Annotated in this window: 25 protein-coding genes; 13 read left to right on the top strand and 12 right to left on the bottom strand. The window is 71.6% G+C overall.

Annotated features, from left to right (window positions below; translation table 11 throughout):
* Nucleotides 1–147 precede the first annotated feature (147 nt).
* Entirely contained in the window at nucleotides 148–660 is a 513-nt protein-coding gene (locus tag BLV05_RS03365) for a GbsR/MarR family transcriptional regulator (RefSeq protein WP_046766471.1), read from the top strand.
* Here the strand turns inward: BLV05_RS03365 and BLV05_RS03360 are convergent.
* The 3 genes from BLV05_RS03360 to pdhA are packed head-to-tail and all read right to left on the bottom strand — an operon-like array spanning nucleotide 643 to nucleotide 4,098.
* Nucleotides 643–1,956 carry a dihydrolipoamide acetyltransferase family protein gene (locus tag BLV05_RS03360; protein ID WP_046766472.1) on the bottom strand — a complete coding sequence of 438 codons (1,314 nt, stop codon included), beginning with the start codon at nucleotides 1,954–1,956 and terminating at the stop codon, nucleotides 643–645. The two genes, BLV05_RS03365 and BLV05_RS03360, sit on opposite strands and share 18 nt — an antisense overlap.
* On the bottom strand, nucleotides 1,953–2,957 hold the full coding sequence (locus BLV05_RS03355; RefSeq protein WP_046766473.1) for an alpha-ketoacid dehydrogenase subunit beta: 1,005 nt from the start codon (nucleotides 2,955–2,957) through the stop codon (nucleotides 1,953–1,955). The genes BLV05_RS03360 and BLV05_RS03355 overlap by 4 nt, the downstream gene beginning before the upstream one ends.
* A 10-nt stretch (nucleotides 2,958–2,967) precedes the next feature.
* Nucleotides 2,968–4,098 carry a pyruvate dehydrogenase (acetyl-transferring) E1 component subunit alpha gene (gene pdhA, locus BLV05_RS03350; RefSeq protein ID WP_082154861.1) on the bottom strand — a complete coding sequence of 377 codons (1,131 nt, stop codon included), beginning with the start codon at nucleotides 4,096–4,098 and terminating at the stop codon, nucleotides 2,968–2,970.
* A gap of 117 nt (nucleotides 4,099–4,215) precedes the next feature.
* Between pdhA and BLV05_RS03345 the strand changes: the two genes are divergently transcribed.
* Genes BLV05_RS03345 through BLV05_RS03330 form a run of 5 tightly spaced genes read left to right on the top strand, consistent with a single transcriptional unit; the run spans nucleotide 4,216 to nucleotide 6,840 of the window.
* A complete protein-coding gene (locus BLV05_RS03345) occupies nucleotides 4,216–4,728 on the top strand; it encodes an Lrp/AsnC family transcriptional regulator (protein ID WP_046766474.1) in 513 nt (170 codons plus the stop codon).
* Nucleotides 4,729–4,752: 24 nt separating this feature from the next.
* Entirely contained in the window at nucleotides 4,753–4,911 is a 159-nt protein-coding gene (locus tag BLV05_RS35480; RefSeq protein WP_119659507.1) for a DUF4177 domain-containing protein, read from the top strand.
* Nucleotides 4,908–5,372 carry a RidA family protein gene (locus BLV05_RS03340; RefSeq protein ID WP_046766475.1) on the top strand — a complete coding sequence of 155 codons (465 nt, stop codon included), beginning with the start codon at nucleotides 4,908–4,910 and terminating at the stop codon, nucleotides 5,370–5,372. Before BLV05_RS35480 ends, BLV05_RS03340 begins: the two co-directional genes overlap by 4 nt.
* An 8-nt stretch (nucleotides 5,373–5,380) precedes the next feature.
* Nucleotides 5,381–6,082 (top strand): NUDIX hydrolase, encoded by a 702-nt coding sequence (locus BLV05_RS03335; RefSeq protein ID WP_046766476.1) that lies wholly within the window; start codon nucleotides 5,381–5,383, stop codon nucleotides 6,080–6,082.
* 56 nt (nucleotides 6,083–6,138) lie between these two features.
* Entirely contained in the window at nucleotides 6,139–6,840 is a 702-nt protein-coding gene (locus BLV05_RS03330) for an MBL fold metallo-hydrolase (RefSeq protein WP_082154909.1), read from the top strand.
* 19 nt (nucleotides 6,841–6,859) lie between these two features.
* On the opposite strand, the gene BLV05_RS03325 is transcribed toward BLV05_RS03330, so the two are convergent.
* Nucleotides 6,860–7,537 carry a Crp/Fnr family transcriptional regulator gene (locus tag BLV05_RS03325; RefSeq protein ID WP_046766478.1) on the bottom strand — a complete coding sequence of 226 codons (678 nt, stop codon included), beginning with the start codon at nucleotides 7,535–7,537 and terminating at the stop codon, nucleotides 6,860–6,862.
* 169 nt (nucleotides 7,538–7,706) lie between these two features.
* On the opposite strand from BLV05_RS03325, the gene nth reads away from it, so the two are divergent.
* Genes nth through BLV05_RS03310 form a run of 3 tightly spaced genes read left to right on the top strand, consistent with a single transcriptional unit; the run spans nucleotide 7,707 to nucleotide 10,269 of the window.
* Complete coding sequence (nth, locus tag BLV05_RS03320; protein WP_046766741.1) at nucleotides 7,707–8,411, top strand: endonuclease III; 705 nt, start codon at nucleotides 7,707–7,709, stop codon at nucleotides 8,409–8,411.
* Nucleotides 8,408–9,079, top strand: a complete 672-nt coding sequence (locus BLV05_RS03315; RefSeq protein WP_046766479.1) for an NUDIX hydrolase — start codon at nucleotides 8,408–8,410, stop codon at nucleotides 9,077–9,079. Before nth ends, BLV05_RS03315 begins: the two co-directional genes overlap by 4 nt.
* A complete protein-coding gene (locus BLV05_RS03310) occupies nucleotides 9,076–10,269 on the top strand; it encodes a MarP family serine protease (protein WP_052762020.1) in 1,194 nt (397 codons plus the stop codon). Before BLV05_RS03315 ends, BLV05_RS03310 begins: the two co-directional genes overlap by 4 nt.
* 30 nt (nucleotides 10,270–10,299) lie before the next feature.
* On the opposite strand, the gene BLV05_RS03305 is transcribed toward BLV05_RS03310, so the two are convergent.
* From BLV05_RS03305 to BLV05_RS03285, 5 genes are all read right to left on the bottom strand, one after another.
* Nucleotides 10,300–10,809 carry a GNAT family N-acetyltransferase gene (locus BLV05_RS03305; protein WP_046766480.1) on the bottom strand — a complete coding sequence of 170 codons (510 nt, stop codon included), beginning with the start codon at nucleotides 10,807–10,809 and terminating at the stop codon, nucleotides 10,300–10,302.
* Nucleotides 10,810–10,937: 128 nt separating this feature from the next.
* Nucleotides 10,938–11,864, bottom strand: coding sequence for an alpha/beta fold hydrolase (locus tag BLV05_RS03300; protein ID WP_407716977.1), 927 nt, complete (start codon nucleotides 11,862–11,864; stop codon nucleotides 10,938–10,940).
* Nucleotides 11,864–12,277: a phage holin family protein gene (locus BLV05_RS03295; RefSeq protein ID WP_046766482.1), complete on the bottom strand. Its 414-nt coding sequence runs from the start codon at nucleotides 12,275–12,277 to the stop codon at nucleotides 11,864–11,866. The genes BLV05_RS03300 and BLV05_RS03295 overlap by 1 nt, the downstream gene beginning before the upstream one ends.
* A 120-nt stretch (nucleotides 12,278–12,397) precedes the next feature.
* Nucleotides 12,398–13,681, bottom strand: a complete 1,284-nt coding sequence (gene nhaA / locus BLV05_RS03290; RefSeq protein ID WP_052762021.1) for a Na+/H+ antiporter NhaA — start codon at nucleotides 13,679–13,681, stop codon at nucleotides 12,398–12,400.
* A 101-nt stretch (nucleotides 13,682–13,782) separates the two neighbouring features.
* Nucleotides 13,783–14,256, bottom strand: a complete 474-nt coding sequence (locus BLV05_RS03285; RefSeq protein ID WP_046766483.1) for a pyridoxamine 5'-phosphate oxidase family protein — start codon at nucleotides 14,254–14,256, stop codon at nucleotides 13,783–13,785.
* A 63-nt stretch (nucleotides 14,257–14,319) separates the two neighbouring features.
* On the opposite strand from BLV05_RS03285, the gene BLV05_RS03280 reads away from it, so the two are divergent.
* Entirely contained in the window at nucleotides 14,320–15,285 is a 966-nt protein-coding gene (locus tag BLV05_RS03280; protein ID WP_046766484.1) for a helix-turn-helix transcriptional regulator, read from the top strand.
* Between the two features lie 110 nt (nucleotides 15,286–15,395).
* A complete protein-coding gene (locus tag BLV05_RS03275; RefSeq protein ID WP_046766485.1) occupies nucleotides 15,396–16,577 on the top strand; it encodes a Fic family protein in 1,182 nt (393 codons plus the stop codon).
* A gap of 58 nt (nucleotides 16,578–16,635) precedes the next feature.
* Here the strand turns inward: BLV05_RS03275 and acs are convergent, their stop codons facing one another.
* The 3 genes from acs to BLV05_RS03260 form a co-directional block, all read right to left on the bottom strand.
* Nucleotides 16,636–18,597, bottom strand: a complete 1,962-nt coding sequence (acs, locus tag BLV05_RS03270) for an acetate--CoA ligase (protein WP_046766486.1) — start codon at nucleotides 18,595–18,597, stop codon at nucleotides 16,636–16,638.
* 137 nt (nucleotides 18,598–18,734) lie between these two features.
* Nucleotides 18,735–20,351 (bottom strand): solute symporter family protein, encoded by a 1,617-nt coding sequence (locus tag BLV05_RS03265; protein WP_046766487.1) that lies wholly within the window; start codon nucleotides 20,349–20,351, stop codon nucleotides 18,735–18,737.
* Nucleotides 20,351–20,638: a DUF485 domain-containing protein gene (locus BLV05_RS03260; protein WP_082154862.1), complete on the bottom strand. Its 288-nt coding sequence runs from the start codon at nucleotides 20,636–20,638 to the stop codon at nucleotides 20,351–20,353. The genes BLV05_RS03265 and BLV05_RS03260 overlap by 1 nt, the downstream gene beginning before the upstream one ends.
* 283 nt (nucleotides 20,639–20,921) lie before the next feature.
* Between BLV05_RS03260 and BLV05_RS03255 the strand changes: the two genes are divergently transcribed.
* Nucleotides 20,922–21,206 carry a type II toxin-antitoxin system Phd/YefM family antitoxin gene (locus BLV05_RS03255; RefSeq protein WP_046766744.1) on the top strand — a complete coding sequence of 95 codons (285 nt, stop codon included), beginning with the start codon at nucleotides 20,922–20,924 and terminating at the stop codon, nucleotides 21,204–21,206.
* On the top strand, nucleotides 21,203–21,589 hold the full coding sequence (locus BLV05_RS03250) for a type II toxin-antitoxin system VapC family toxin (protein WP_046766489.1): 387 nt from the start codon (nucleotides 21,203–21,205) through the stop codon (nucleotides 21,587–21,589). Before BLV05_RS03255 ends, BLV05_RS03250 begins: the two co-directional genes overlap by 4 nt.
* Nucleotide 21,590 lies beyond the last annotated feature (1 nt).

Below are 21,590 nucleotides of genomic sequence, written 5' to 3'. Positions count from 1 at the left end.
CACCGAGAATACGGCTATACCGAGAATCAGTGGTGCGCCGGAGCGTGCGGCCATGGCACCACCGCCTGTACCACAACCTAGCGTTCATTCACGAAGTTGTGAAATGGCTAAACGTATGATGGTGCTCACAGTGAAGGAGGACGCTCGATGACCGGTCCGGCGGCCGACGACGACCAGGACGCGTTGCTGCGGTTCGTGGAGCAGTTCGCGCTGGTGCTCACCGAGTCCGGACTGCCCCGCATGCCCGCGCGGGTGTTCGCCTACGTGCTGGCCGAGGACGCCGAGCGCTACACCGCCGCGGAGCTGGCCGACGGCCTGCGGGTGAGCCCGGCCGCCATCTCCGGCGCGGTGCGCACCCTGGTGCAGGCCGGCCTGCTGGCCCGCGAACGTGAGCCCGGCTCTCGCGCCGACCACTACCGCATCTACGACGACGACGTCTGGGCGCACATCATCATGCAGCGCGAGCCGCTGCTGCGCCGCTACACCGCCGTCCTCTCCGACGGCCTCGGCGCCCTCGGCGACGGCCGCGGCGCCCGGCGCATCGCCGAGACCATCGACTACATGCAGTTCATGCGGGCGGAGCTGCCGCAGATGATCGAGCGCTGGCGCAAGCACCGCGCCGAGCACGCCCCGGTAGATCCCTCAGAGGTCGAGCAGTAGGCCGAGCGGCGACTCGACGCGGTCGGCGACGTAGCGGAGGAAGCCGCCGGCGACGCCGCCGTCGCAGACGCGGTGGTCGAAGGTCAGCGAGAGCTGGGTGACCTTGCGAACGGCCAGCCGGCCGTCGACGACCCACGGCTTGTCGACGATGCGGCCGACGCCGAGGAGCGCGGCCTCGGGGTGGTTGATGATCGGGGTGGAGCCGTCGACGCCGAAGACGCCGTAGTTGTTCAACGTGAACGTGCCGCCGGTCAGGTCGGCCGGGGTCAGCGCGCCGGCGCGGGCGGCCTCGGTGAGCCGGGCCAGCTCGGCGGCCAGCTGGGCGGTGCTGAGGTCCTGGGCGTCGTGGACGACGGGGACGACGAGCCCGCGGTCGGTCTGCGCGGCGAAGCCGAGGCCCACGGAGCCGTGGCGGACCAGCACGAGGTCGTCGCGGTCGTGGTCGACGGAGGCGTTGAGTTCCGGGAACCGGGTGAGGGCGGCGACCGTGATGCGCCCGAGCAGCGCCAGCACGCCGACCCCGAGGGCCTGGCGCGCCTCCATGAGGCCGGTCGCGTCGACGTCGACCCAGGTGGTGGCGTCGGGGATCTCGCGCCGGCTGCGGGCCAGCTTCTCCGCGATGGCGCGGCGCACTCCGCGCAGGGGTTCTCTGCTCTGATTCGACGGAATCGGCTGCGAGGCCCGCTGTGGCTGGGCTGGGAAGACAGCCGGGTCGACGTTCGCCGGAATCGCGCCGTTCGCCGACGCCGCCTCGACGTCGCGTCGGACGATCACGCCGCCGGGACCCGACCCGCTGAGCACGCGTACGTCGACGCCGCGGTCGCGGGCCAGTCGCCGGACCACCGGCGACAGCACCCGCGGCGCCGCACCCGGCGCCGTCCGGGACCGGGACCGGCGCCGCATCGTCGCGTTCCCGGTGCCGTAGCCCACCAGCACCGCGCCCGACCCCGCCGCTCCGTCCGCGACAGCCGGCGCCGCGGCCGGCGGCGCCACAGCCGGAGCACCGCCCGCCCGCTCCGGCGTCGCGACCGTGATCAGCGGCGCGCCGACCTCGATCGTCGTCCCCGCCGCGCCGTGCAGCCTGGTCACCCGGCCGGCGTGCGGGCACGGCACCTCGACCGTCGCCTTCGCCGTCTCGACGTCCACGACCACGTCGTCGACGCCGACCTCGTCGCCCTCGGCGACCCGCCAGGCGACGATCTCGGCCTCCGTCAGCCCCTCGCCGAGGTCAGGTAGATAGAAGGTGCGGTCCGGTTGTCTATCGGACTCGACGGAGAAGCGTGTCTCGTCCGTCATCTCGCCGCCAGGAAGCGCGGGTCCGGCGCGTCGTCCCACTGCAGCCGGTCGACGGTGTCGAGGACGCGGTCGACGCCGGGGAGGTGGTACTTCTCCAGCACCGGCGGCGGATACGGCACGTCCCAGCCCGTGACCCGGAGCACCGGCGCCCACAGCGAGTGGAAGCACCGCTCCTGGACCCGCGCCGCGATCTCCGCGCATACGCTGGCGAACCCGGCCGCCTCGGCGACCACGACACAGCGGCCCGTCTTGCGCACCGACGCCGCCACCGTCTCGTCGTCGAACGGGACCAGCGTGCGCAGGTCGACCACCTCGAGCGAGCGACCCTCGGACTCCGCCGCCTCGGCCGCCTCCAGCGCGACCGGCACCGCCGGCCCGTACGCCACCAGCGTCGCGTCGCTGCCCGCCCGCCGGACCTCCGCGGTCCCGAAGGGCGCCGTCCGCACCGGCAGCGTGACCTCGTCCTTGGCCCAGTAGAGCTTCTTGGCCTCCATGAACACAACCGGGTCGGGGTCGGCGATCGCGTCGCGCAGCAACGAGTAGGCGTCGGCGACGGTGGCCGGCGTGACGACCTTGAGGCCCGGCGTGTGCGCGTAGTACGCCTCGGACGAGTCCGAGTGGTGCTCCACGCCGCCGATGCCGCCCGCGTACGGCACCCGGATCACCATCGGCAGGCCGACGGCGCCGCGGGTGCGGTTGCGCATCTTGGCGACGTGCGAGGCGATCTGCTCGAACGCCGGGTAGGCGAACGCGTCGAACTGCATCTCGACGACGGGCCGGAACCCGTTCATCGCCATGCCGACGGCCAGGCCGACGATGCCGGCCTCGGCCAGCGGGGTGTCGAAGCAGCGGTCCTCGCCGAACTCGGCGGTCAGGCCGTCGGTGACGCGGAAGACGCCGCCGAGCGGGCCGACGTCCTCGCCGAACATCAGGACGGTGTCGTCCTCGCGCATCGCGTCGCGCAACGCGGCGTTGAGCGCCTTGCCCATTGTCGTCGTCATGGGGTCACCGTCATCGCGCGAGCTCCTCGGCCAGCCAGCCGGCCTGCTCGCGCAGCTGCGGCGTCGGCTCGGCGTAGACGTGCGCGAACAGCTCGGCGGGGTCGCCGGTCGCCTCCTCCGACAGCCGGGTCCGGACGTCGGTGGCGTACTCCTCGGCCGCCGACCGCGCCGCCGCGACGTCGTCGTCGGTCAGCTCGCCGCGGGAGCGCAGGTGCGCCTCCAGCCGGGCGATCGGGTCACGCCGCTTCCACGCCTCGACCTCGTCGTGGTCGCGGTAGCGGGCGTCGTCGTCGGCGTTGGTGTGCGGCTCGACGCGGTAGGTGTGCGCCTCGACGAGCACCGGCCCGCCGCCCGCGCGGGCGGACTCGACGGCGTCGGTGAGCACGGCCAGGACAGCGAGCGGGTCGTTGCCGTCGACGCGCTCGCCGCGGATGCCGTAGCCGACGCCCTTGTGTGCCAGCGACGGCGCCGCCGTCTGACGCGACAGCGGGACCGAGATGGCGAACCCGTTGTTCTGCACCAGGAACACCACCGGCGCGTGGAAGACCGCGGCGAAGTTCAGCGCCTCGTGGAAGTCGCCCTCGCTGGTGCCGCCGTCGCCGATCAGCACCAGCGCGACGGTGTCCTCGCCGCGTCGCTTGGCGGCGTAGGCGACGCCGACGGCGTGCGGGGCGTGAGTGGCCAGCGGGGTGCACTGCGGCGCCGTGCGCGTGGCCATCGGGTCGTAGCCGCAGTGCCAGCTGCCGCGCAGCAGCGTCAGTGCCTCGACCGGATCGATGCCGCGGCCGATCAGCGCCATCGTGTCGCGGTAGGTCGGGAACAGCCAGTCGGTGTCGCGCAGCGCGAGGACGGCGCCGATCTCGCCCGCCTCCTGGCCGCGGCTGGACGGGTAGACGGCGAGCCGGCCCTGCTTCGTCAGAGCCGTCGCCTGGGCGTCGAACCGGCGGCCCAGCACCATCGCGTCGTAGGCGCGGCGCAGCAGTTCGGTGGACGGCCGTTCGTACCGGCCGTGGGCGTCGCCCGGCGCGGGGCCGCCGTCGTCGTCGAGGAACCGGACCGGTTCGGCGGACGGCAGCAGCGCGGCGTCGGCGGACCCGATGGCCGTGGCGGCGGGCATCCGGTGCTCGGCCTGCGTGGTCATGGCTCAGTCACCTCTGTCGGCAGGCGGAAGCTCTATATCCTCGAATCGTCCTCCTCATGAGATGGTCATCTCTACAACGGGGCCGAAATCGGTGACAACTGGTAGAGCGGAGCGACGATGAGCGACCAAACGTCTCAGGGTGATGGCGGTCACACCTGGAACACCGGCCGTTCGTCTGCCCGCGACCTCGACGACGTCGACCGCCGCATCCTGGCCGAGCTGGTCGAGCAGGGCCGGCTGTCCATCCGGCAGCTGGCCGAACGGGTGCACGTGTCGCGGGCCAACGCCTACGCGCGGGTCGACCGGCTGCTCGCCGACGGCGTCATCACCGGCTTCTCCGCGCAGGTCAGTCCCGAGCGCGCCGGCCTGGCCACCAGCGCCTACGTCATGCTGTCGATCCAGCAGAACGCCTGGCGCGAGGTGTCCGCCGCGCTCGGGTCGCTGCCGTACGTCGAGCACTTCGCGCTCGTCGGCGGCGACTTCGACGTGCTGGCCCTGGTCCGCGCGCCCAACAACAGCGAGCTGCGCCACGTCGTCCTCGAGCACATCCAGGACGTCGCCGGCGTGCTGAGCACCCGCACCTGGCTGGTCTTCGACGAGCACCTCGGCCAGGGCTCGCGCTGGGCATGACGAGCGCCCAGTAGGCTCGCGCCCATGGCCAAGTGGGAGTACGCGACCGCGCCCGTGTTGGTGCACGCGACCAAGCAGATCCTGGACAACTGGGGCGAGGACGGCTGGGAGCTGGTCCAGATCGTCCCCGGCATGAACCCCGAGAACGTGGTGGCTTACTTCAAACGGGAGAAGCCGGAATGACGGGCACCCCCGAGGAACGGCTGGCCGAGCTCGGTCTGAGCCTGCCCGACGTCGTCAAGCCGGTCGCTGCGTACGTCCCGGCCGTACGCAGCGGTTCGTTCGTCTTCACGTCCGGCCAGGTGCCGATGCGCGACGGCGAGCTGCTGCACAAGGGCAAGGTCGGCGCCGACGTCACACCGGAGCAGGCGTACGAGTGCGCCCAGCAGTGCGCGCTCAACGCGCTGGCCGCCATCCGCGCCGAGGTCGGCGACCTGTCCGCCGTCACCCGCGTGGTGAAGCTGCTCGGCTTCGTCGCGTCGACGCCCGACTTCACCGGGCAGCCGCAGGTGGTCAACGGCGCCAGCGACCTGCTCGGCAAGGTCTTCGGCGACCTCGGCCAGCACGCCCGCAGCGCGGTCGGCCTGACGGTGCTGCCGCTGGACGCGCCGGTCGAGGTCGAGATGATCGTCGAGGTCGGCTGAGGCCTCGGGTGACCGACGGCGGACGGCGGGCGCTGCCCGCGCCGATCGCGGAACGGGCCCGGGCGTTCGCCGCCGGCGGCCTGCCGGTCTCTTCGCCGCGACCCTCGTCGACGGTCGGCCTGTTGCGCGACGGAACCGGCGGCGGCGTCGAGGTGTACGTGCACGTCCGGCACGTCGGCATGGCGTTCGGCGGCATGCTGGCGTTCCCCGGCGGCAAGGTCGATCCGGTCGACGGCGCCGACGCGGCCGAGGCGTTCGTTCGCGCCGCGATCCGCGAGACGCACGAGGAGACCGGCGTCACGCTGGCGCCGGGCGACCTCGTGCCGTGGGCGCACTGGGTCACGCCGCGGTTCGAGGAGCGCCGCTACGACACCTGGTTCTACCTGGCGGCGCTGCCGGACGGACAGGAACCGGCCGACGTCTCCGGCGAGGCGTCGGAGGTGGGGTGGGTGCGGCCGGCCGACGCGCTGGCCCGGGCCGACGCCGGCGAGTGGGTCGCGCTGCCGCCGACGGCGGTGCTGCTGACCTCGATCACCCAGTTCGCGACGGTGGCGGAGGCGCTGGCCGCGGGCGCCGGCCGGGCCACCGAGACCGTCCTGCCCGGCTGGCTCGACGACGGCGCGCAGGTGTGGAGCCTGCTGCCCGGCGATCCGGACTATCCCGGCGACGACCCAGGCGACGACCCAGACGACGAGGGGAAGCCGACGTGACCGACGTGGTGCTGCCGGAGTGGTGCCGGCTGGTCCGCGCCGACAACCCCGGGCCGATGACGCTCGACGGCACCAACACCTACGTGCTGCGCACCGCCGACGGCATCGTCGTCATCGATCCCGGGCCGTGGCTGGAGGAGCACCTCGACGCCGTCCTGTCGCTGGGTTCGGTGTCGCTGGCGCTCGTCACGCACCACCACGAGGACCACTGCGGCGGCATCGAGCTGTTCCGCGAGCTGACCGGCGGCGCGCCGGTGCTGGCCCGCGACCCGGCCGCCAGCGGCGCCGACGCGGAGCTGCCGGCGCACGGTGAGCGGCTGGACGACCTGGGTCTGCTGGTCCTGGACACCCCCGGGCACACGGCCGACTCGGTGTCGTTCGTCGCCGACGACGGCGAGTCGGTGCTGCTGTTCAGCGGCGACACCGTCCTCGGCCGTGGCACGACGATCGTGTCGCACCCCGACGGCGACCTCGGCGACTATCTGGCGTCGCTGGAGCTGCTCCGTACGGCCGTCCCGCGCGACGCGCTGCTGCTGCCCGGCCACGGCCCGCTGCGGCCGCACGCGGTCACCGTCGTCGACGAGTACATCGCGCACCGGAAGCAGCGGATCGAGCAGGTGCGGGCCGCGCTGGCCGGCGGCGCGACCACCGCCCGCGACGTGGTCGAGGTGGTCTACGCCGACGTCGACCGCACGCTCTGGCCGGCCGCCGAACTCACCGTCGAGGCGACGCTCGCCTACCTGCGCGCGACCGGCTGACCGCGCAGGCCGACACGCGTCAGCGGGCGCGGCGGCGCAGGCGGTCGACGTCGAGGACGACGACGGAGCGCTGCTCCAGCCGCAGCCAGCCGCGCGACACGAAGTCGGCCAGCGCCTTGTTGACCGTCTCGCGGGACGCGCCGACCAGCTGGGCCAGCTCTTCCTGCGTGAGGTCGTGGACGACCCGCATGCCCTCCTCGGACGGCACGCCGAACCGGGTCGAGAGGTCGAGCAGCTGCTTGGCCACCCGCCCCGGCACGTCGGAGAACACCAGGTCGGTCTGGATGTCGTTGGACCGGCGCAGCCGCGACGCCAGCTGCAGCAGCAGGCCGCGAGCCACCTCGGGCCGCCCGGTCAGCCAGGGCGTGAGGTCGGCGTGGCTGAGGCTCCACAGCGTGGTGTCGGTGACGGCGGTCGCCGTGGCCGAGCGTGGACCGGGGTCGAACAGCGACAGCTCGCCGAACATCTGCCCGGGACCGAGCAGCGCCAGCAGGTTCTCGCGGCCGTCGGGCGCGGTGCGGCCGAGCTTGATCTTGCCCTCGGTGACGACGTAGACGCGGTCGCCCTCGTCGCCCTCGCGGAAGAGGGTCTCGCCCCGGCTCAGGTGCACTTCGGTCATCGACGCGCGCAGCGCGCCGGCGGCCTCGTCGTCGAGTTCGCGGAACAGAAGTGCGCTCCGTAGAGCGTCGTCAGCCACTGCCAGATCCTCCTTGCCGTCGAGCCACGCGCGGTCACGGTCTGGTGTTTCGCGTCACGTCGGCCGCAACCTATTGTGCCTGGGTGCCATCATGGCGGACCATTCGCCCCCGCGATGCCTATTCGCGCACGGGGTTGTCGGCGCGGGAACGTAGAGTGAAGTGGTGTCGATGGTCGCTACCGAGTCCAAGCTCGCGCTCACCCGGCGGGCCCGCAGGATCAACCGTGAGCTCGACGCGACGTATCCCGACGCGCACTGCGAGCTCGACTTCGCCTCGCCCTTCGAACTGCTGATCGCGACGGTGCTGTCCGCCCAGACCACCGACGTCCGGGTCAACGGCGTCACGCCCACACTGTTCGCCCGCTACCCCGACGCCGTCGCGCTGTCGGCCGCGGAGCGCGACGACGTCGAGAAGATCATCCAGCCCACCGGGTTCTTCCGGGCGAAGACGCAGTCCATCCTCGGGTTGTCGCAGGCGCTGGTCGAGCGGTTCGGCGGCGAGGTGCCGGGCAAGCTGAAGGACCTCGTCACGCTGCCCGGCGTCGGCCGCAAGACCGCCAACGTCGTGCTCGGCAACGCGTTCGGCGTGCCCGGCATCACCGTCGACACCCACTTCGGCCGCCTGGTGCGCCGGTTCGGCTGGACCAGCCAGACCGACCCCGACAAGGTCGAGGCCGAGATCGGTGCGCTGTTCCCGAAGAGCGAGTGGACCATGCTCTCGCACCGGGTCATCTGGCACGGACGGCGCCGCTGCCACGCGCGCCGGCCGGCCTGCGGCGCGTGCCCGCTGGCCCGGCTGTGCCCGTCCTACGGCGAGGGTCCCACCGACCCCAAGGTGGCCGCCAAGCTGGTCCGTGAAGGGCCGCGTGCATGACGACCGCCGCCGGCCTGCCCGCGTGGATGCGGCGCATCGCCGACGCCGCCACCGGCGCGTGGGCCGCTCAGGCCGGCCAGTGGCCGACGCCTGACGACTCCGCGCGCGAGTCGGCGGTCCTCATGCTGTTCGGCGAGACCGACGGCCGGCCCGACGTCCTGCTGATCGAGCGGGCGGCCGGGCTGCGCAGCCACGCCGGTCAGGCGGCGTTCCCGGGCGGTGGCGCCGAGCCCGACGACGGCGGCCCGGTCGGCACGGCGCTGCGCGAGTGCGCCGAGGAGACCGGCGTCGACCCCACCGGCGTCGAGGTCATCGCCACGCTGCCGCCGCTGTGGCTGTCGGTCTCGAACTACTCGGTCACGCCGGTGCTGGCCTGGTGGCGCGAGCCCTGCGAGGTGCGCGTCGCCGACCCCGCCGAGGTCGCGTCGGTGCACCGGGTGCCGGTCAGCGAGCTCACCGACCCCGCCCACCGGCTGCAGGTGCGGTACCCGTCCGGGTACACCGGGCCGGCCTTCCGCGCCAGTGGGTTGTTGATCTGGGGATTCACGGCGGGCGTTCTGTCCACTTTGTTCGATGCTGCCGGAATCGCCGAGCCGTGGGATCGTACTCTCGTCGAACCGATGCCAACGGGGCCGGGCCTGATCCGTGAAGGTCGAGGTGGGTCGTGACGCTGGGCTTGAACGCCGTCGACCTGATCATCATCATCTTGGCGGTGGTCGTCGGCTACACCGGCTGGACCCACGGCTTCGTCGTCGGCCTCCTGTCCTTCGTCGGGTTCGTCGGCGGCGCCGTCGCGGGGCTGCTGCTGGTCCCGCTGGTCCTCGGCAGCTTCGACCCCGGGCTCGGGGTGTCGGTGCTGGCCGTCCTGCTGGTGCTGGGTGTCGCCTCCATCGGGCAGGGCGTGCTGGCCTGGGCCGGTGGATGGGTGCGGGCGAAGGTGTCGTCGCAGCCGGCGCGGAAGTTCGACGCCGCCGGCGGCGCCGTTCTCGGCGTGGCCGGCCTGCTGCTGGCCGCCTGGGCGGTCGGGCTGGCCGTCTCGACCGCGGCCGTGCCGTACGCGTCGCCCGGCGTGCGCGAGTCGCGGCTGCTGCACCTGGTCGACGAGGCCGTCCCGATCTCGCCCGACAGCCTGCGCGACGCCTTCGAGGACGTCGTCGCGGCCGGCGGGTTCCCGCAGGTCGTGGTCCCGTGGGCGTCCGAGCCGATCGTGGACGTCGGCCCGCCCGGCAGCCTGCTGCGCCGCGACCCCGAGGTGCGCACGGCCGCTCAGAGCGTCGTGCAGATCACCGGCCGCGCCGAGGCCTGCGAGCGGGTCATCACCGGCAGCGGCTTCGTGGTCGCGGCCGAGCGCATCATGACCAACGCGCACGTGGTGGCCGGCGTCCGCGAGCCGGTCGTCACCTTCCCCGACGGCGACCCGCTGGCCGCCGAGGTGGTCGCGTTCGACCCCGAGACCGACCTCGCCGTGCTGGCCGTCCCCGGCCTGCCGCTCGAGCAGCTGACCATGACCACCGACGACCCGGGCAACGGCGACGACGCCGCCGTCATCGGCTACCCGAACAACGGCCCGCTGCGCAGCGAAGAGGTCCGCGTCCGCGACGTCCACGAGCTGATCGGGCACGACATCTACGACGAGAACACCATCACCCGCGAGGTCGTCTCGCTGCGCGGCAGCATCCGGCCGGGCAACTCCGGCGGCCCGCTCATCTCGCCCGACGGCACCGTGCTGGGCGTGGTGTTCGCCGCGTCGCTGACCGACCCCGACACCGGCTACGCGCTGGCGCCGAGCGAGTTCACCGAGCTCGCGGCCGGCGCGGCCGAGGCGACGGAACCGGTGTCGACCGGCTCCTGCACCTGACCGCGCCGGCGCGCGACCGCTCTCCGGCGGCTAGACGCCGAACGGCACCGCGTACCGGATGGTGCCGGACGGCAGCGGCTGGGCCTGGTCCAGCGTGAGCGCCATCAGCGCCTCGTCCGGCACGGGCAGCGTCGTGTCGATGCCGTGCTTCGACGCGCGCTCGAAGCCGAACCGCGGGTAGTACTCCGGGTGCCCGAGGACCGCGACGAAGCGCTCGCCCCGGTCGCGGGCGGCCCGCAGCGCGGCCCGGATGGCCGCGGAGCCGGCGCCGGAGCGCTGCCGACCGGGCCGTACGGCGCACGGCCCGAGGCACAGCGCCGGGGTGTCGCCGATGTGGCAGCGGGTCAGCAGGGCGTGGCCGACGACGGTGCCGTCCGAGCCGGCCGCGACGATCGACAGGCCGTCGATCCAGGCGGAGTCGGCACGGAGCGCGTCGATGAGGTCGGCCTCGTCCGGCCGGCCGAACGCCGCGGCGGTGAGATCGTGGATGGCCGGGATGTCGGCGCCGGTCTCGGCGCGCGTGATCCAGTGCTGAGACATGGTGAGGGTTCCGTTCGTGCTCGAGTGACTGAGGTCAGGACGAAGTCAGGCCGCGGCCTGTCGCGCCGACATCAACCCCACTCCCTCACGGATCCTCGAAGAGACACGAAACGTCGTCGATCCTAGCGTCAGTCGTGCCGATCGCGCTGTTTCACCAGCCAGTCCAGCAGTGCGTCGGTGACGGCGTCGGGCGTCTCCTCGTGCGGGAAGTGCCCGGCCGACTCCAGCGACAGCCAGTGGTACTCGCCGGCCACCATCTCGCGCGACGCCGCCGCGAGGTCGAGGTCCATGTTGGAGTCCTGGACGCCGTGCACCTGCAGCACCGGCATGGTGAGCGGGTCCTGGACGCGCTTGGCGAACCGGCGGCCGTCGCCGCGGAACAGCGAGCGGACCAGCCAGCGCTGGTACTCCAGCGCGCAGTGCGGCGCCGGCCACAACTGCATCGCGGCGCGATAGTGGCGCGACGCTTCGTCGTCGGGGAATGCCGAGCCGGGCGCCGACCAGCGCCGCAGCAGCGTCTCGACGTGGGCGCCGTCGTCGGCGATCAGCCGCCGCTCCGGCGCCATCGGGGTCTGCACCCAGGCCAGCGACCCACTGTGCCGGAACCGGCCGCGCAGCAGGTGGCGGCGCAGCACCAGCGGGTGCGGCATCGAGAGGACGGCGAGCGCGTCGACGTGCGCCGGGCGCATCGCCGCCGCCGTCCACGCACCGTAGGCGCCCCACCCGTGACCGACGAGCACGGCGCGGCGCTCGCCGAGGGAGAGGATCGCGCCGGTGATGTCGGCGGCGAACGTGAACGCGTCGTACCCGCGCGGGGTCTTGTCGCTGCCGCCGGCGCCGCGCAGGTCGAGCGCGACGGCGCGCCAGCCGGCCGCGGCGAGCGCGGGCAGCTGGTGGCGCCAGGCCCACCAGAACTCCGGGAAGCCGTGCAGGAGCAGGACGAGGGGTCCGTGTCCCATCTCCGCCGCATGGAACTGCGCGCCGTTGGCGGCGACGGTCCGGTGTGTCCAGGGGCCGGGGATCTCGACCGTCTGGCGATGTGCGTCGTTGGTGATCACGTGCTGTTGGGGGACCTCTTCAGAGCGCGGGCGGCCTCGCGAGCGGTGGTCTTCGTCCGCTCGACCTTGGAGATCCTGCCGAAGCGGCTACGAGCCGTCAGCAGCAGGAGGAGTGCGACGAGCACGTAGGCGCCGGCGACCACGAGGAACGACCAGCCGAGGCCGAGGCCGAGCGCGTGGACGCCGTACACGAGCGCGAACGAGCCGAGGATGGTCGCCAACAGGCCGAGGAACAGGGCGACCGCGATCAGGGCGCCGCCGAGGCCGGCCTCCTTGGCGTCCTGCTTCAGCTCCGCCTTCGCCAGCTCGATCTCGTCCCGGACCAGCCCGGTGAGGTCGTCCTTGATGGAGGCCACGAGCTGGCCGATGGAGGCAGAGCCGTCGGCCTCACTGGTTGCCCGCGCGGCCATCGGAACCCCCTCGTCGCAGTAGTCACGAGTCACGTCGGCCGCGGCGGCGAACTGCCGGCGTGGCCTCCCTTCGACTCTAGAGCAGGTCGGGGACCATAACGGCAAGGACGGGCCGACGGGTCACGGCCGAGTGCCCGGCTCCTCGGCCTGGTACACGTCCGGGATGCCGTCGTGGTCGTCGTCGCGCGCCTCCTCGGCGGCCAGCCGTTTGTAGATGACGTTGCGCCGGCCGAGCACGATCGTGGCCAGCAGCGCCGCCAGCAGCGAACCGACCAGCACCGCCGTCTTCACCAGCTCCGCGTTGTGCGCGTCGTCGCGGAACGCCAGTTCGCCGATCAGCAGCGAGACGGTGAACCCGATGCCCGCGATGGTCGCCAGCCCGAACACGTCGCCCCAGGTCAGGTCGTTGCTCAGCTCGGCCCGCGTGAACCGCGCGGTGAGGTAGGTGCCGCCGAAGATGCCGACGGCCTTGCCGACGACCAGTCCGAGCGCGACGCCGAGCGCCACGGGCTGCGTGAACACGTCGCGCAGCGAGTCGGACGAGATCGTGACGCCGGCGGCGAACAGCGCGAAGACCGGCACGCAGAGCACGGCGGAGAACGGCCGGACCCGGTGCTCGATGCGCTCGGCCGGCGCCTGCTGCTCGCCCTTCTCGCGGTGGGCGCGCGTGAGCAGGCCGAACGCGACACCGACGACGGTGGCGTGCACGCCGCTCTCGTGCATGAGCGCCCACGCCACGACCCCCATCGGCACGTAGAGCCACCAGGCGGAGATGCCGCGGCGCTGCATGAGGTCGTACGCGACGAGGATCGCGGCCGCGCCGACGAGCGGCCAGATGCGCACGTCGGTGGTGAAGAAGATCGCGATCAGCAGGATCGCCAGCAGGTCGTCGACGACGGCCAGCGTCAGCAGGAACGCGCGCAGCGCCGATGGCAGCTGCGACCCGATGACCGCGAGCACGGCCAGCGCGAACGCGATGTCGGTGGCGGTCGGCACCGCCCAGCCGGCCATGGTGCCGCCGCCGACGCCGTTGACGACGACGTACACGAGGATCGGACCGGCCATGCCGCAGACCGCCGCGATGATCGGCAGCGCCGCCTCGGCCGGCCGGCGCAGGCTGCCGACGACCATCTCGCGTTTCAGCTCCAGCCCGGCCACCAGGAAGAAGATCGCCAGCAGGCCGTCGGCGGCCCAGGTCGCGAGGTCGAGGTCGAGGTGCAGCGAGGCCGGCCCGAAGGTCGTCGTCCGCAGCGCCTCGTAGGACTCGGTGCCGACGTTCGCCCAGACGATCGCCGTGGCCGCCGCCAGCAGCATGAGGAAGCCGCCGGTCGTCTCGCTGCGCAGCACGGACGCGACGTATTGGGCCTCGGGCCAGGTGGAGCGGGCGAACAGGCGGCGGGGCACGAGATCACCACTTCCGGTCGGGGTCGCGAGGACTCACGCCGACCAGACTTCCCGGCACACCCCTGGATACTTTACCGGACCCGCTGTCCGGTTCCGCTGCCTCAGCGGGCGAAGGTCCGGACCGGCTGTCCCGGCCGCCAGAGCGTGATCTCCATGCCGGTGCGCGTGTCGTTCAGACCGGCCAGCACGACGTCGTCGATGCCGAGCCGGAACAGGTGGAACGGCCCGGGCGGCAGAGCGCCCTCGCGGGCGGCCTGGTACGCCTCGAACTCGGGCCCGAGGACCTCCTCCGCTCGGCCGGAGATCTTGACGTCGGCCACCGTCATCGACGCGTCGCCGGGGTTGTTGTGCAGCGCGTACCGCGGGTCGCGCTGCAGGTCGTGCGCCTTGCGCGCCTCGGGCATGGAGCCCAGCGTGAGGTGGTCGCCGTCGAAGTCGACCTCGGTGCCGCTGACCCGCGGCGCGCCGTCGGCCCGCAGCGTCGCGATGACGTGGTGCTTGGTGGCCGTGAGCTGCGCGTGCACGATCGTCGCCAGCTCCGGTGCTTCGGTCTCGAACTGCTTCCAGGTCGCCATGGCTCCATGCTGGCGGGACATCACTGACATCTTCTGTCAGCGTTATGGCGTAGGTTCGGCGCCGTGAGAGCCAGCCGGTTGATGGCGATGATGCTGCTGATCCAGCAGCGGCGGACGATGACGGCGGCCGAGGTCGCCGACGAGCTCGAGGTGTCGGTGCGCACGGTGTACCGCGACATCGCGGCGCTGCAGGCCTCCGGCGTGCCGTTGTGGACGGAGTCGGGGCCGGGCGGCGGCATCCGCCTGGTCGAGGGCTGGCGCACGAAGCTCGACGGCCTCACCGGCGACGAGGCGGCGGCGCTGTTCTTCGGCGGCGTCCCGAGCGCGGTCGCCGACCTCGGGCTGGGCACCGTTCTCGTCGCGGCGCAGACGAAGGTCATCGCGATGCTGCCGCCGGAGCTGCGCGGCCGGGCCGCCCGCCTGCGCGAGCGCTTCCATGTCGACGCTCCGGGCTGGTTCGACGACGGCGCGCCGCCGGAGGCGCTGACGGCGGTGTCCGACGCGGTGTGGTCCGGCCGGTGCCTGGACGTCGCGTACCGGCGGGCCGACCAGACCGTCTCGCGGCTGCTCGACCCGCTCGGCCTCGTGCTCAAGGCCGGCACCTGGTACCTCGTGGCGGCGCACCGGCAGCAGGCGCGCACCTACAAGGTGAGCCGCATCGACGCCGCGACGGTGCTGCCGGAGGCGAGCTGGCGGCCCGACGGGTTCGACCTCGCCGAGTGGTGGGCGCGGTCGTCGGCCGAGTTCGACCGGTCGCTGCTGCGCTACCGGTGCCGGATCCGGCTGTCCGCCCGGGCGCTGCGACGGCTGCACCTGGCGGTCGGCGCGATGGCGGCCACCCGCGCCCGCGAGACCGCCTCCGCCCCCGGCGACGACGGCTGGTCCGAGGTCGACCTCTGGACCGAGAGCGAGGACGTCGCCGTGTACCAGCTGTTCACGCTCATGACCGGTGTCGAGGTGCTGGAGCCAGCATCGCTGCGCGCCGCAGTCCGCGCTGTGGCGCAAGAACTCGCCGATCGCAACTGCTAGTTCATTGCGGTGGTTCTAGTTCCAGAGAACTGGAACTTCTCGAGTCGATGTTCTAGTTTTCAGCGAAAGACTTGAATCTCTCCGCTGTAACTTCCAGTTTGCGAGGACACATGGACCGAGATCGGTTCAGCAAGAGTCCCATCGGTTCGCTCGTTCCCATCCACGGTACCGATGGGCGCACTGGTGCGGAGTATGACCACGTCGCGTTCGTGCCGGATCCGCTGGCCGATGAGCCGGTCCTCGACAATCTCACGTGGCGAGCGGTGAGCGCGGCGAACCGCGCGCTCGGCGCGCTGGATCAGGCCGGCCGCCAGGTTCCTGAACCGGCGCTGCTGCGCCGGCCCACGCTACGTCGGGAGGCGCAGAGCACCTCGGCGCTCGAAGGGACGTTCGCGCCGCTCGCTGCGGTCCTTGAGGCGGACGACGATGATCAGCTGACTGCTGAGCTGACCGAGGTCTTGAACTATGTGCGCGCCGCAGAACTGGGGTTCACCACGCTCGCGGACGGACAACGGACGTCCGTCGGCATGCTGCTCGAGTTGCACCGCCGTCTAGTCCGCGGCACTGCCGCCGAGACACGTGACGCCGGCCGGATCCGGCAGATCCAGGTGGCCATTGGCAGTCCGACGACACAGATCACTGAGGCCCGTTTCGTTCCGTCACCACCAGGTGTGCAGCTCGAGACGGCAACACGTGACCTGATCGACTGGGTCAACGACTCGCCGCGCGCTGGGCGTGATCCCGTCGTGGCTGCTGCCATGGCGCACTACCAGTTCGAGACCCTCCATCCGTTCAACGACGGGAACGGCCGGCTGGGCCGGTTGTTGATCGTCTTGGGTCTCATTCAGGACGGTGCGATCGGCGAGGCGCTTCTCAGCGTCTCCCCATGGTTCGAAGCCAGGCGCACCGAGTACCAGGATCAGTTGGCTGAGCTGAGCGCGTCAGGCGACTGGAACCGGTGGGTGCGGTTCTTCGCTCTGGGGATCAGGGATTCGGCCGAACAGACGTCGGCGATCGTCAAGGATTTGTTGGATCTGGAGACGACCCATCGGGAGCGACTCCGGGCCGCGAACGTGCGAGGGGCGGCCATCGACATAGCGCAGGCGCTGATCGCGAGGCCGATCATCACGGTGCCGGAGGCCGCAAGGATCGTGCGGAAGGGCTATCAGACGGCGAGCAACGCAGTCCAGAAGCTCGTGGATCTAGGCATTCTCCAGCCGTACGGCGGGGACCACCCGCGACGGTTCGTGGCGGCGGACGTCCTTTCTGCGATCCAAGGCCGGCAGACCTGAACGAGCGAACGGGCGGGGAGGGCCGTCGCCTCCCCGCCCGTTTCTGCCGGCCGCCGGGTCAGTCCTCGGACGAGCCCTTCGACAGGCCGTCACTGATGAGGTTCATCACCGTCGGGTCGGCCAGCGTCTGGACGTCGCCCAGCTCGCGGTTCTCGGCGACGTCGCGGAGGAGGCGGCGCATGATCTTGCCGGAGCGCGTCTTCGGCAGCTCCGGCACGATCATGATCTGGCGCGGCTTGGCGATCGGGCCGATCTCGTGCGCCACGTGGTTGCGCAGCTCCTGGACCACGTCGGCCCCGCCGTCGCCGGCCGCGGTGCGCAGGATGACGAACGCGACGATGCCCTGGCCGGTGGTCGGGTCGGAGGCGCCGACGACGGCGGACTCGGCGACCTTCGGGTGCGACACGAGCGCCGACTCGACCTCCGTCGTCGAGATGCGGTGGCCTGACACGTTCATGACGTCGTCGACCCGGCCGAGCAGCCAGATGTCGCCGTCGTCGTCCTTCTTGGCGCCGTCGCCGGCGAAGTAGCGGCCCTCGAAGCGTGACCAGTAGGTGTCGATGAAGCGCTGGTCGTCGCCCCAGATGGTGCGCAGCATGGACGGCCACGGCTCGGTGAGCACGAGGTAGCCGCCGTGGCCGTCGGGTACGACGTTGCCGGCGTCGTCGACCACATCGGCCGAGATGCCCGGAAGCGCGGTCTGCGCGGAGCCGGGCTTGGCCGCGGTGACGCCGGGCAGCGGGCTGATCATCATGGCGCCGGTCTCGGTCTGCCACCACGTGTCGACGACGGGGGTGCGGTCGCCGCCGATGACGCGGCGGTACCAGATCCACGCCTCGGGGTTGATCGGCTCGCCGACGCTGCCGAGGACGCGCAGCGACGAGAGGTCGCGCCGGACGGGGATCTCCTCGCCCTGCTTCATGAACGTGCGGATGGCCGTGGGCGCCGTGTACAGGATGCTGATCTTGTACTTCTCGACGATGTCCCACCAGCGGCCGGGCTCGGGGAAGTCGGGCGTGCCCTCGTACATGACCTGGGTGGCGCCGTTGGCCAGCGGCCCGTAGACGATGTAGCTGTGGCCGGTGACCCAGCCGACGTCGGCCGTGCACCAGTAGACGTCGGTCTCGGGCTTGAGGTCGAAGACGTTGCGGTGCGTGTACGCGGCCTGCAGCAGGTAGCCGCCGGACGTGTGCTTGATGCCCTTCGGCTTACCCGTGGTGCCGGACGTGTAGAGGATGTAGAGGGTGTCCTCGGAGTCGTGCGGCTCGGGGGTGTGCTGGTCGGACTGGCGGTCGACGAGCTCGTGCCACCACACGTCGTGGCTCGCGTCCCAGTCGACCTCCTGCTCGGTGCGCCGCACCACCAGGACCTTCTCGATCGACGGCGACTTCGCGACGGCCTCGTCGACGGCCGGCTTGAGCGCCGACGGCTTGCCCCGCCGGAATCCGCCGTCGGCCGTGATGACGAGCTTGGCCTGGGCGTCCTCGATGCGGCTGCGCAGCGCCTCGGCGGAGAACCCGCCGAACACGACGGAGTGGATGGCGCCGATGCGGGCGCAGGCCAGCATCGAGATGGCGGCCTCGGGGATCATCGGCAGGTAGATCGCGACGCGGTCGCCGTGGCCGACGCCCAGCTCCGTCAGCGCGTTGGCGGCCTTCGAGACCTCGCGCTGCAGGTCGGCGTAGGTCAGCGTGCGGGTGTCGCCGGGCTCGCCCTCCCAGTACAGCGCGACGCGGTCGCCGTTGCCGGCCTCGACGTGGCGGTCGACGCAGTTGTACGCGACGTTGAGCGTGCCGCCGACGAACCACTTGGCGAACGGCGGGTTGGTCCAGTCGAGGACCTGCGACCACTCGGTGTCCCAGCTCAGCAACTCACGCGCCTGGCGCTCCCAGAACGCGAGGCGGTCCGCCGCGGCCTCCTCGTACAGGTCTGCCTTCGCGTTGGCCTGGGCGGCGAACTCCGCGGACGGGGGGAAGCTCCGGTCCTCGTGCAGCAGATTGGAGAGAGCGTCATTGGTCACGTTCGTCTGCTCCTCATGTCAGTGATCTCGGGCAACGGGCTGCCCCGGCGGCGCACCCGAGCGCGCTGCCGTCTACCTCACCATCGCATGTGCCCGCTGGGCAAGGACGACGAGGTCGACGGCAGCGCGCGCCGGTCTCAGTGGGTGGACGTGGCCTTCTCGGCGCCGGCGCCGCTGAGCGACCGGACCTCCATCTCGGCGTACTTGGCCTGGTTGTACTCCTTCGACAGCCGGGCGCCGATGAAGCCGAACAGGAAGCCGGCCGGGATCGAGATGATGCCGGGGTTGTCGAGCGGGAACCAGTGGAAGTCGACGTCCTGGATCATCGACAGGCTGCGTCCGGTCTCCGGGTTCTCCGGCTTGCCGGACACGACCGGCGAGAAGACGATCAGCGTCACCGCGGTGAGCAGACCGCCGTAGATGCTCCACACGGCGCCCTGGGTGTTGAACCGCCGCCAGAACAGGGAGTAGAGGATCACCGGCAGGTTCGCGCTGGCCGCGACGGCGAACGCGAGCGCCACGAGGAACGCGACGTTCTGACCGTTCGCCAGGATCCCGCCGAGGATCGCCACGGCGCCGATGACGACCGCCGTGATGCGGGCGACCCGCACCTCGTCGTTCGCGCCCAGCTCGCCCTTCTTGATGACGTTGGCGTACACGTCATGGGCGAACGAGGCCGACGCGGTGATCGTCAGGCCCGCGACGACGGCGAGGATGGTCGCGAACGCGACGGCGGCGATGATGCCGAGCAGGATCGTGCCGCCCAGCTCGTAGGCCAGCAGCGGAGCCGCGGAGTTCACCCCGCCCGGTGCGCCCAGGATCTCCTCCGGGCCGACCAGCGCGCCGGCGCCGTAGCCGAGCACCAGCGTCAGCAGGTAGAACAGGCCGATCAGCGCGATCGCCCACGTCACGCTGTGCCGGGCGTCGCGCGCCGTCGGCACCGTGTAGAACCGCATCAGCACGTGCGGCAGGCCGGCGGTGCCGAGCACCAGGGCCAGCGCCAGCGAGATGAAGTCCAGCTTCGAGGTCTCCGTCGCGCCGTACTGGTTCATCGGGTCCAGCAGGCCCGCAGCGCCGCCGGCGCTGTCGACGGCCGCACCGAGCAGCTGCGACAGGTTGAAGTCGTGCTGTGCCAGCACCCAGATCGTCATGATGAACGCGCCGGTGATCAGCAGGATCGCCTTGATGATCTGCACCCACGTGGTGCCCTTCATGCCGCCGACGAGGACGTAGAAGACCATCAGCGCGCCCACGACGGCGATGACGACGCCCTGGCCGCCGCGGTCCGTCACGCCCAGCAGCAGTGCGACCAGGCCGCCGGCGCCGGCCATCTGTGCCAGCAGGTAGAAGAACGACACCGCCAGCGTCGACGTCGCCGCCGCCGTGCGGACCGGCCGCTGCCGCATCCGGAACGACAGCACGTCGGCCATGGTGAACCGGCCGGTGTTCCGCAGCAGCTCGGCCACCAGGAGCAGCGCGACCAGCCACGCCACCAGGAAGCCGATGGAGTACAGGAAGCCGTCGTAGCCGTAGATGGCGATGGCCCCGGCGATGCCGAGGAACGACGCCGCGGACAGGTAGTCACCGGCGATCGCGATGCCGTTCTGCTGGCCGGTGAACGCCCGGCCGCCGGCGTAGTAGTCCGCCGCGGTCTTGTTGTTCCGCGACGCGCGCAGCACGATGACCAGCGTGATCGCGACGAAGACCGCGAAGATCGTGATGTTGACCCCGGCGTTTCCGACGTGGCTGTCCATCAGCGCACCCCCTCCAGCTCGTCGCGGATCTGCTTGGCGATCGGGTCCAGGTTCCGGTCGGCGTGCCGGATGTACAGCCACGTGATCAGGAACGTCGACGCGAACTGCCCGAGCCCGAACAACAGGCCGACGTTGATGTTGCCGACCACCCGCTCCGACATGAAGTCGACCGCGTACGTCGACAGCAGGACGTAGACCAGGTACCAGGCCAGGAAGCCGGCGGTCATGGGGAACGCGAAGTTGCGGAACCTCCGGCGCAGCTCGGCGAACTCCGGGCTGGCCTGCATGCGCTCGTATTCCTCGGCGGTGGGTAGGGCCCGCTCGGGCGGGGGTGTCTCGAGACTGGCCACGCTCCGACCTCCTCGTCGTCATGTGGTCCGGCTCACAGTGATCCGGCTCGGGGCGCCACCGTAGGGCCGGCCGCTCCGGCCTGGGGAGACGCCTCGCTCGGGCCTGCGCTGAGCGGTTCGAGAGATCGGCGTGCGGAGGTCACGCCTGCGACGAACGGTCGTTGATCTGCGACGAGCGGTCGCGAGATGGCGTAGTGAATTGCAGTGGTACACTTGGTACATGGCTGAAGCTCCGATCGAGTCGATCCGCCAGGTCCGCCAGCACTTGGCCGATGTCGTCGAGCGCGCGGCGAGCACTACTCCTACCGTCATCACTCGACGCGGGCAGGCCGTGGCCGCGGTCATCTCGCTGGCGGACTATCAGAGACTGCGCGGTAAGGACGGCGGTTCGCACCGAGCTTGGGAGGCCCGCGTGGCGGCACTGCCGCCGATCTCGGGTGAGGTCGACACGCTCGAGGTGCTGCGTGCCGCCCGAGCCGAACGCGACGCCGACCTCGCGCCGTGATCGTCGTCGACGCGTCGGTCGTTGCGGAGGCGCTGCGAGATCACACGTCTGGATACATGAGTGTGCTGATGACCGGCGAGGCTGCGGCACCGGCACATCTCGATGCCGAGGTCCTGTCCGTCCTCCGCGGTCTGGTCCGCGGTGGGCACCTGAAGGGCGAGGATCTACCCGTGTATGTCGATGCCCTGGCCACGGCTCCGATCGACCGGCTGGACATCCCGGTGTTGTTGAGCACCGCAGTCACGATGTTCGACAACCTCAGCGCCTACGACGCGTTGTATGTGTCGGCCGCTCTGCATCATGATGCGCGCTTGTGCACCCGTGACAGTGGCATGGAGCAGGTCGCTACACGGCTGGGTGTGCCGCTGGTGGCTGCCACCTGAT

This window comes from Jiangella alkaliphila (genome assembly GCF_900105925.1).
Lineage (GTDB): Bacteria > Actinomycetota > Actinomycetes > Jiangellales > Jiangellaceae > Jiangella > Jiangella alkaliphila.
The sequence above is the reverse complement of the archived record's forward strand: the minus strand, read 5'-3'. Positions and strand labels throughout refer to the sequence as shown.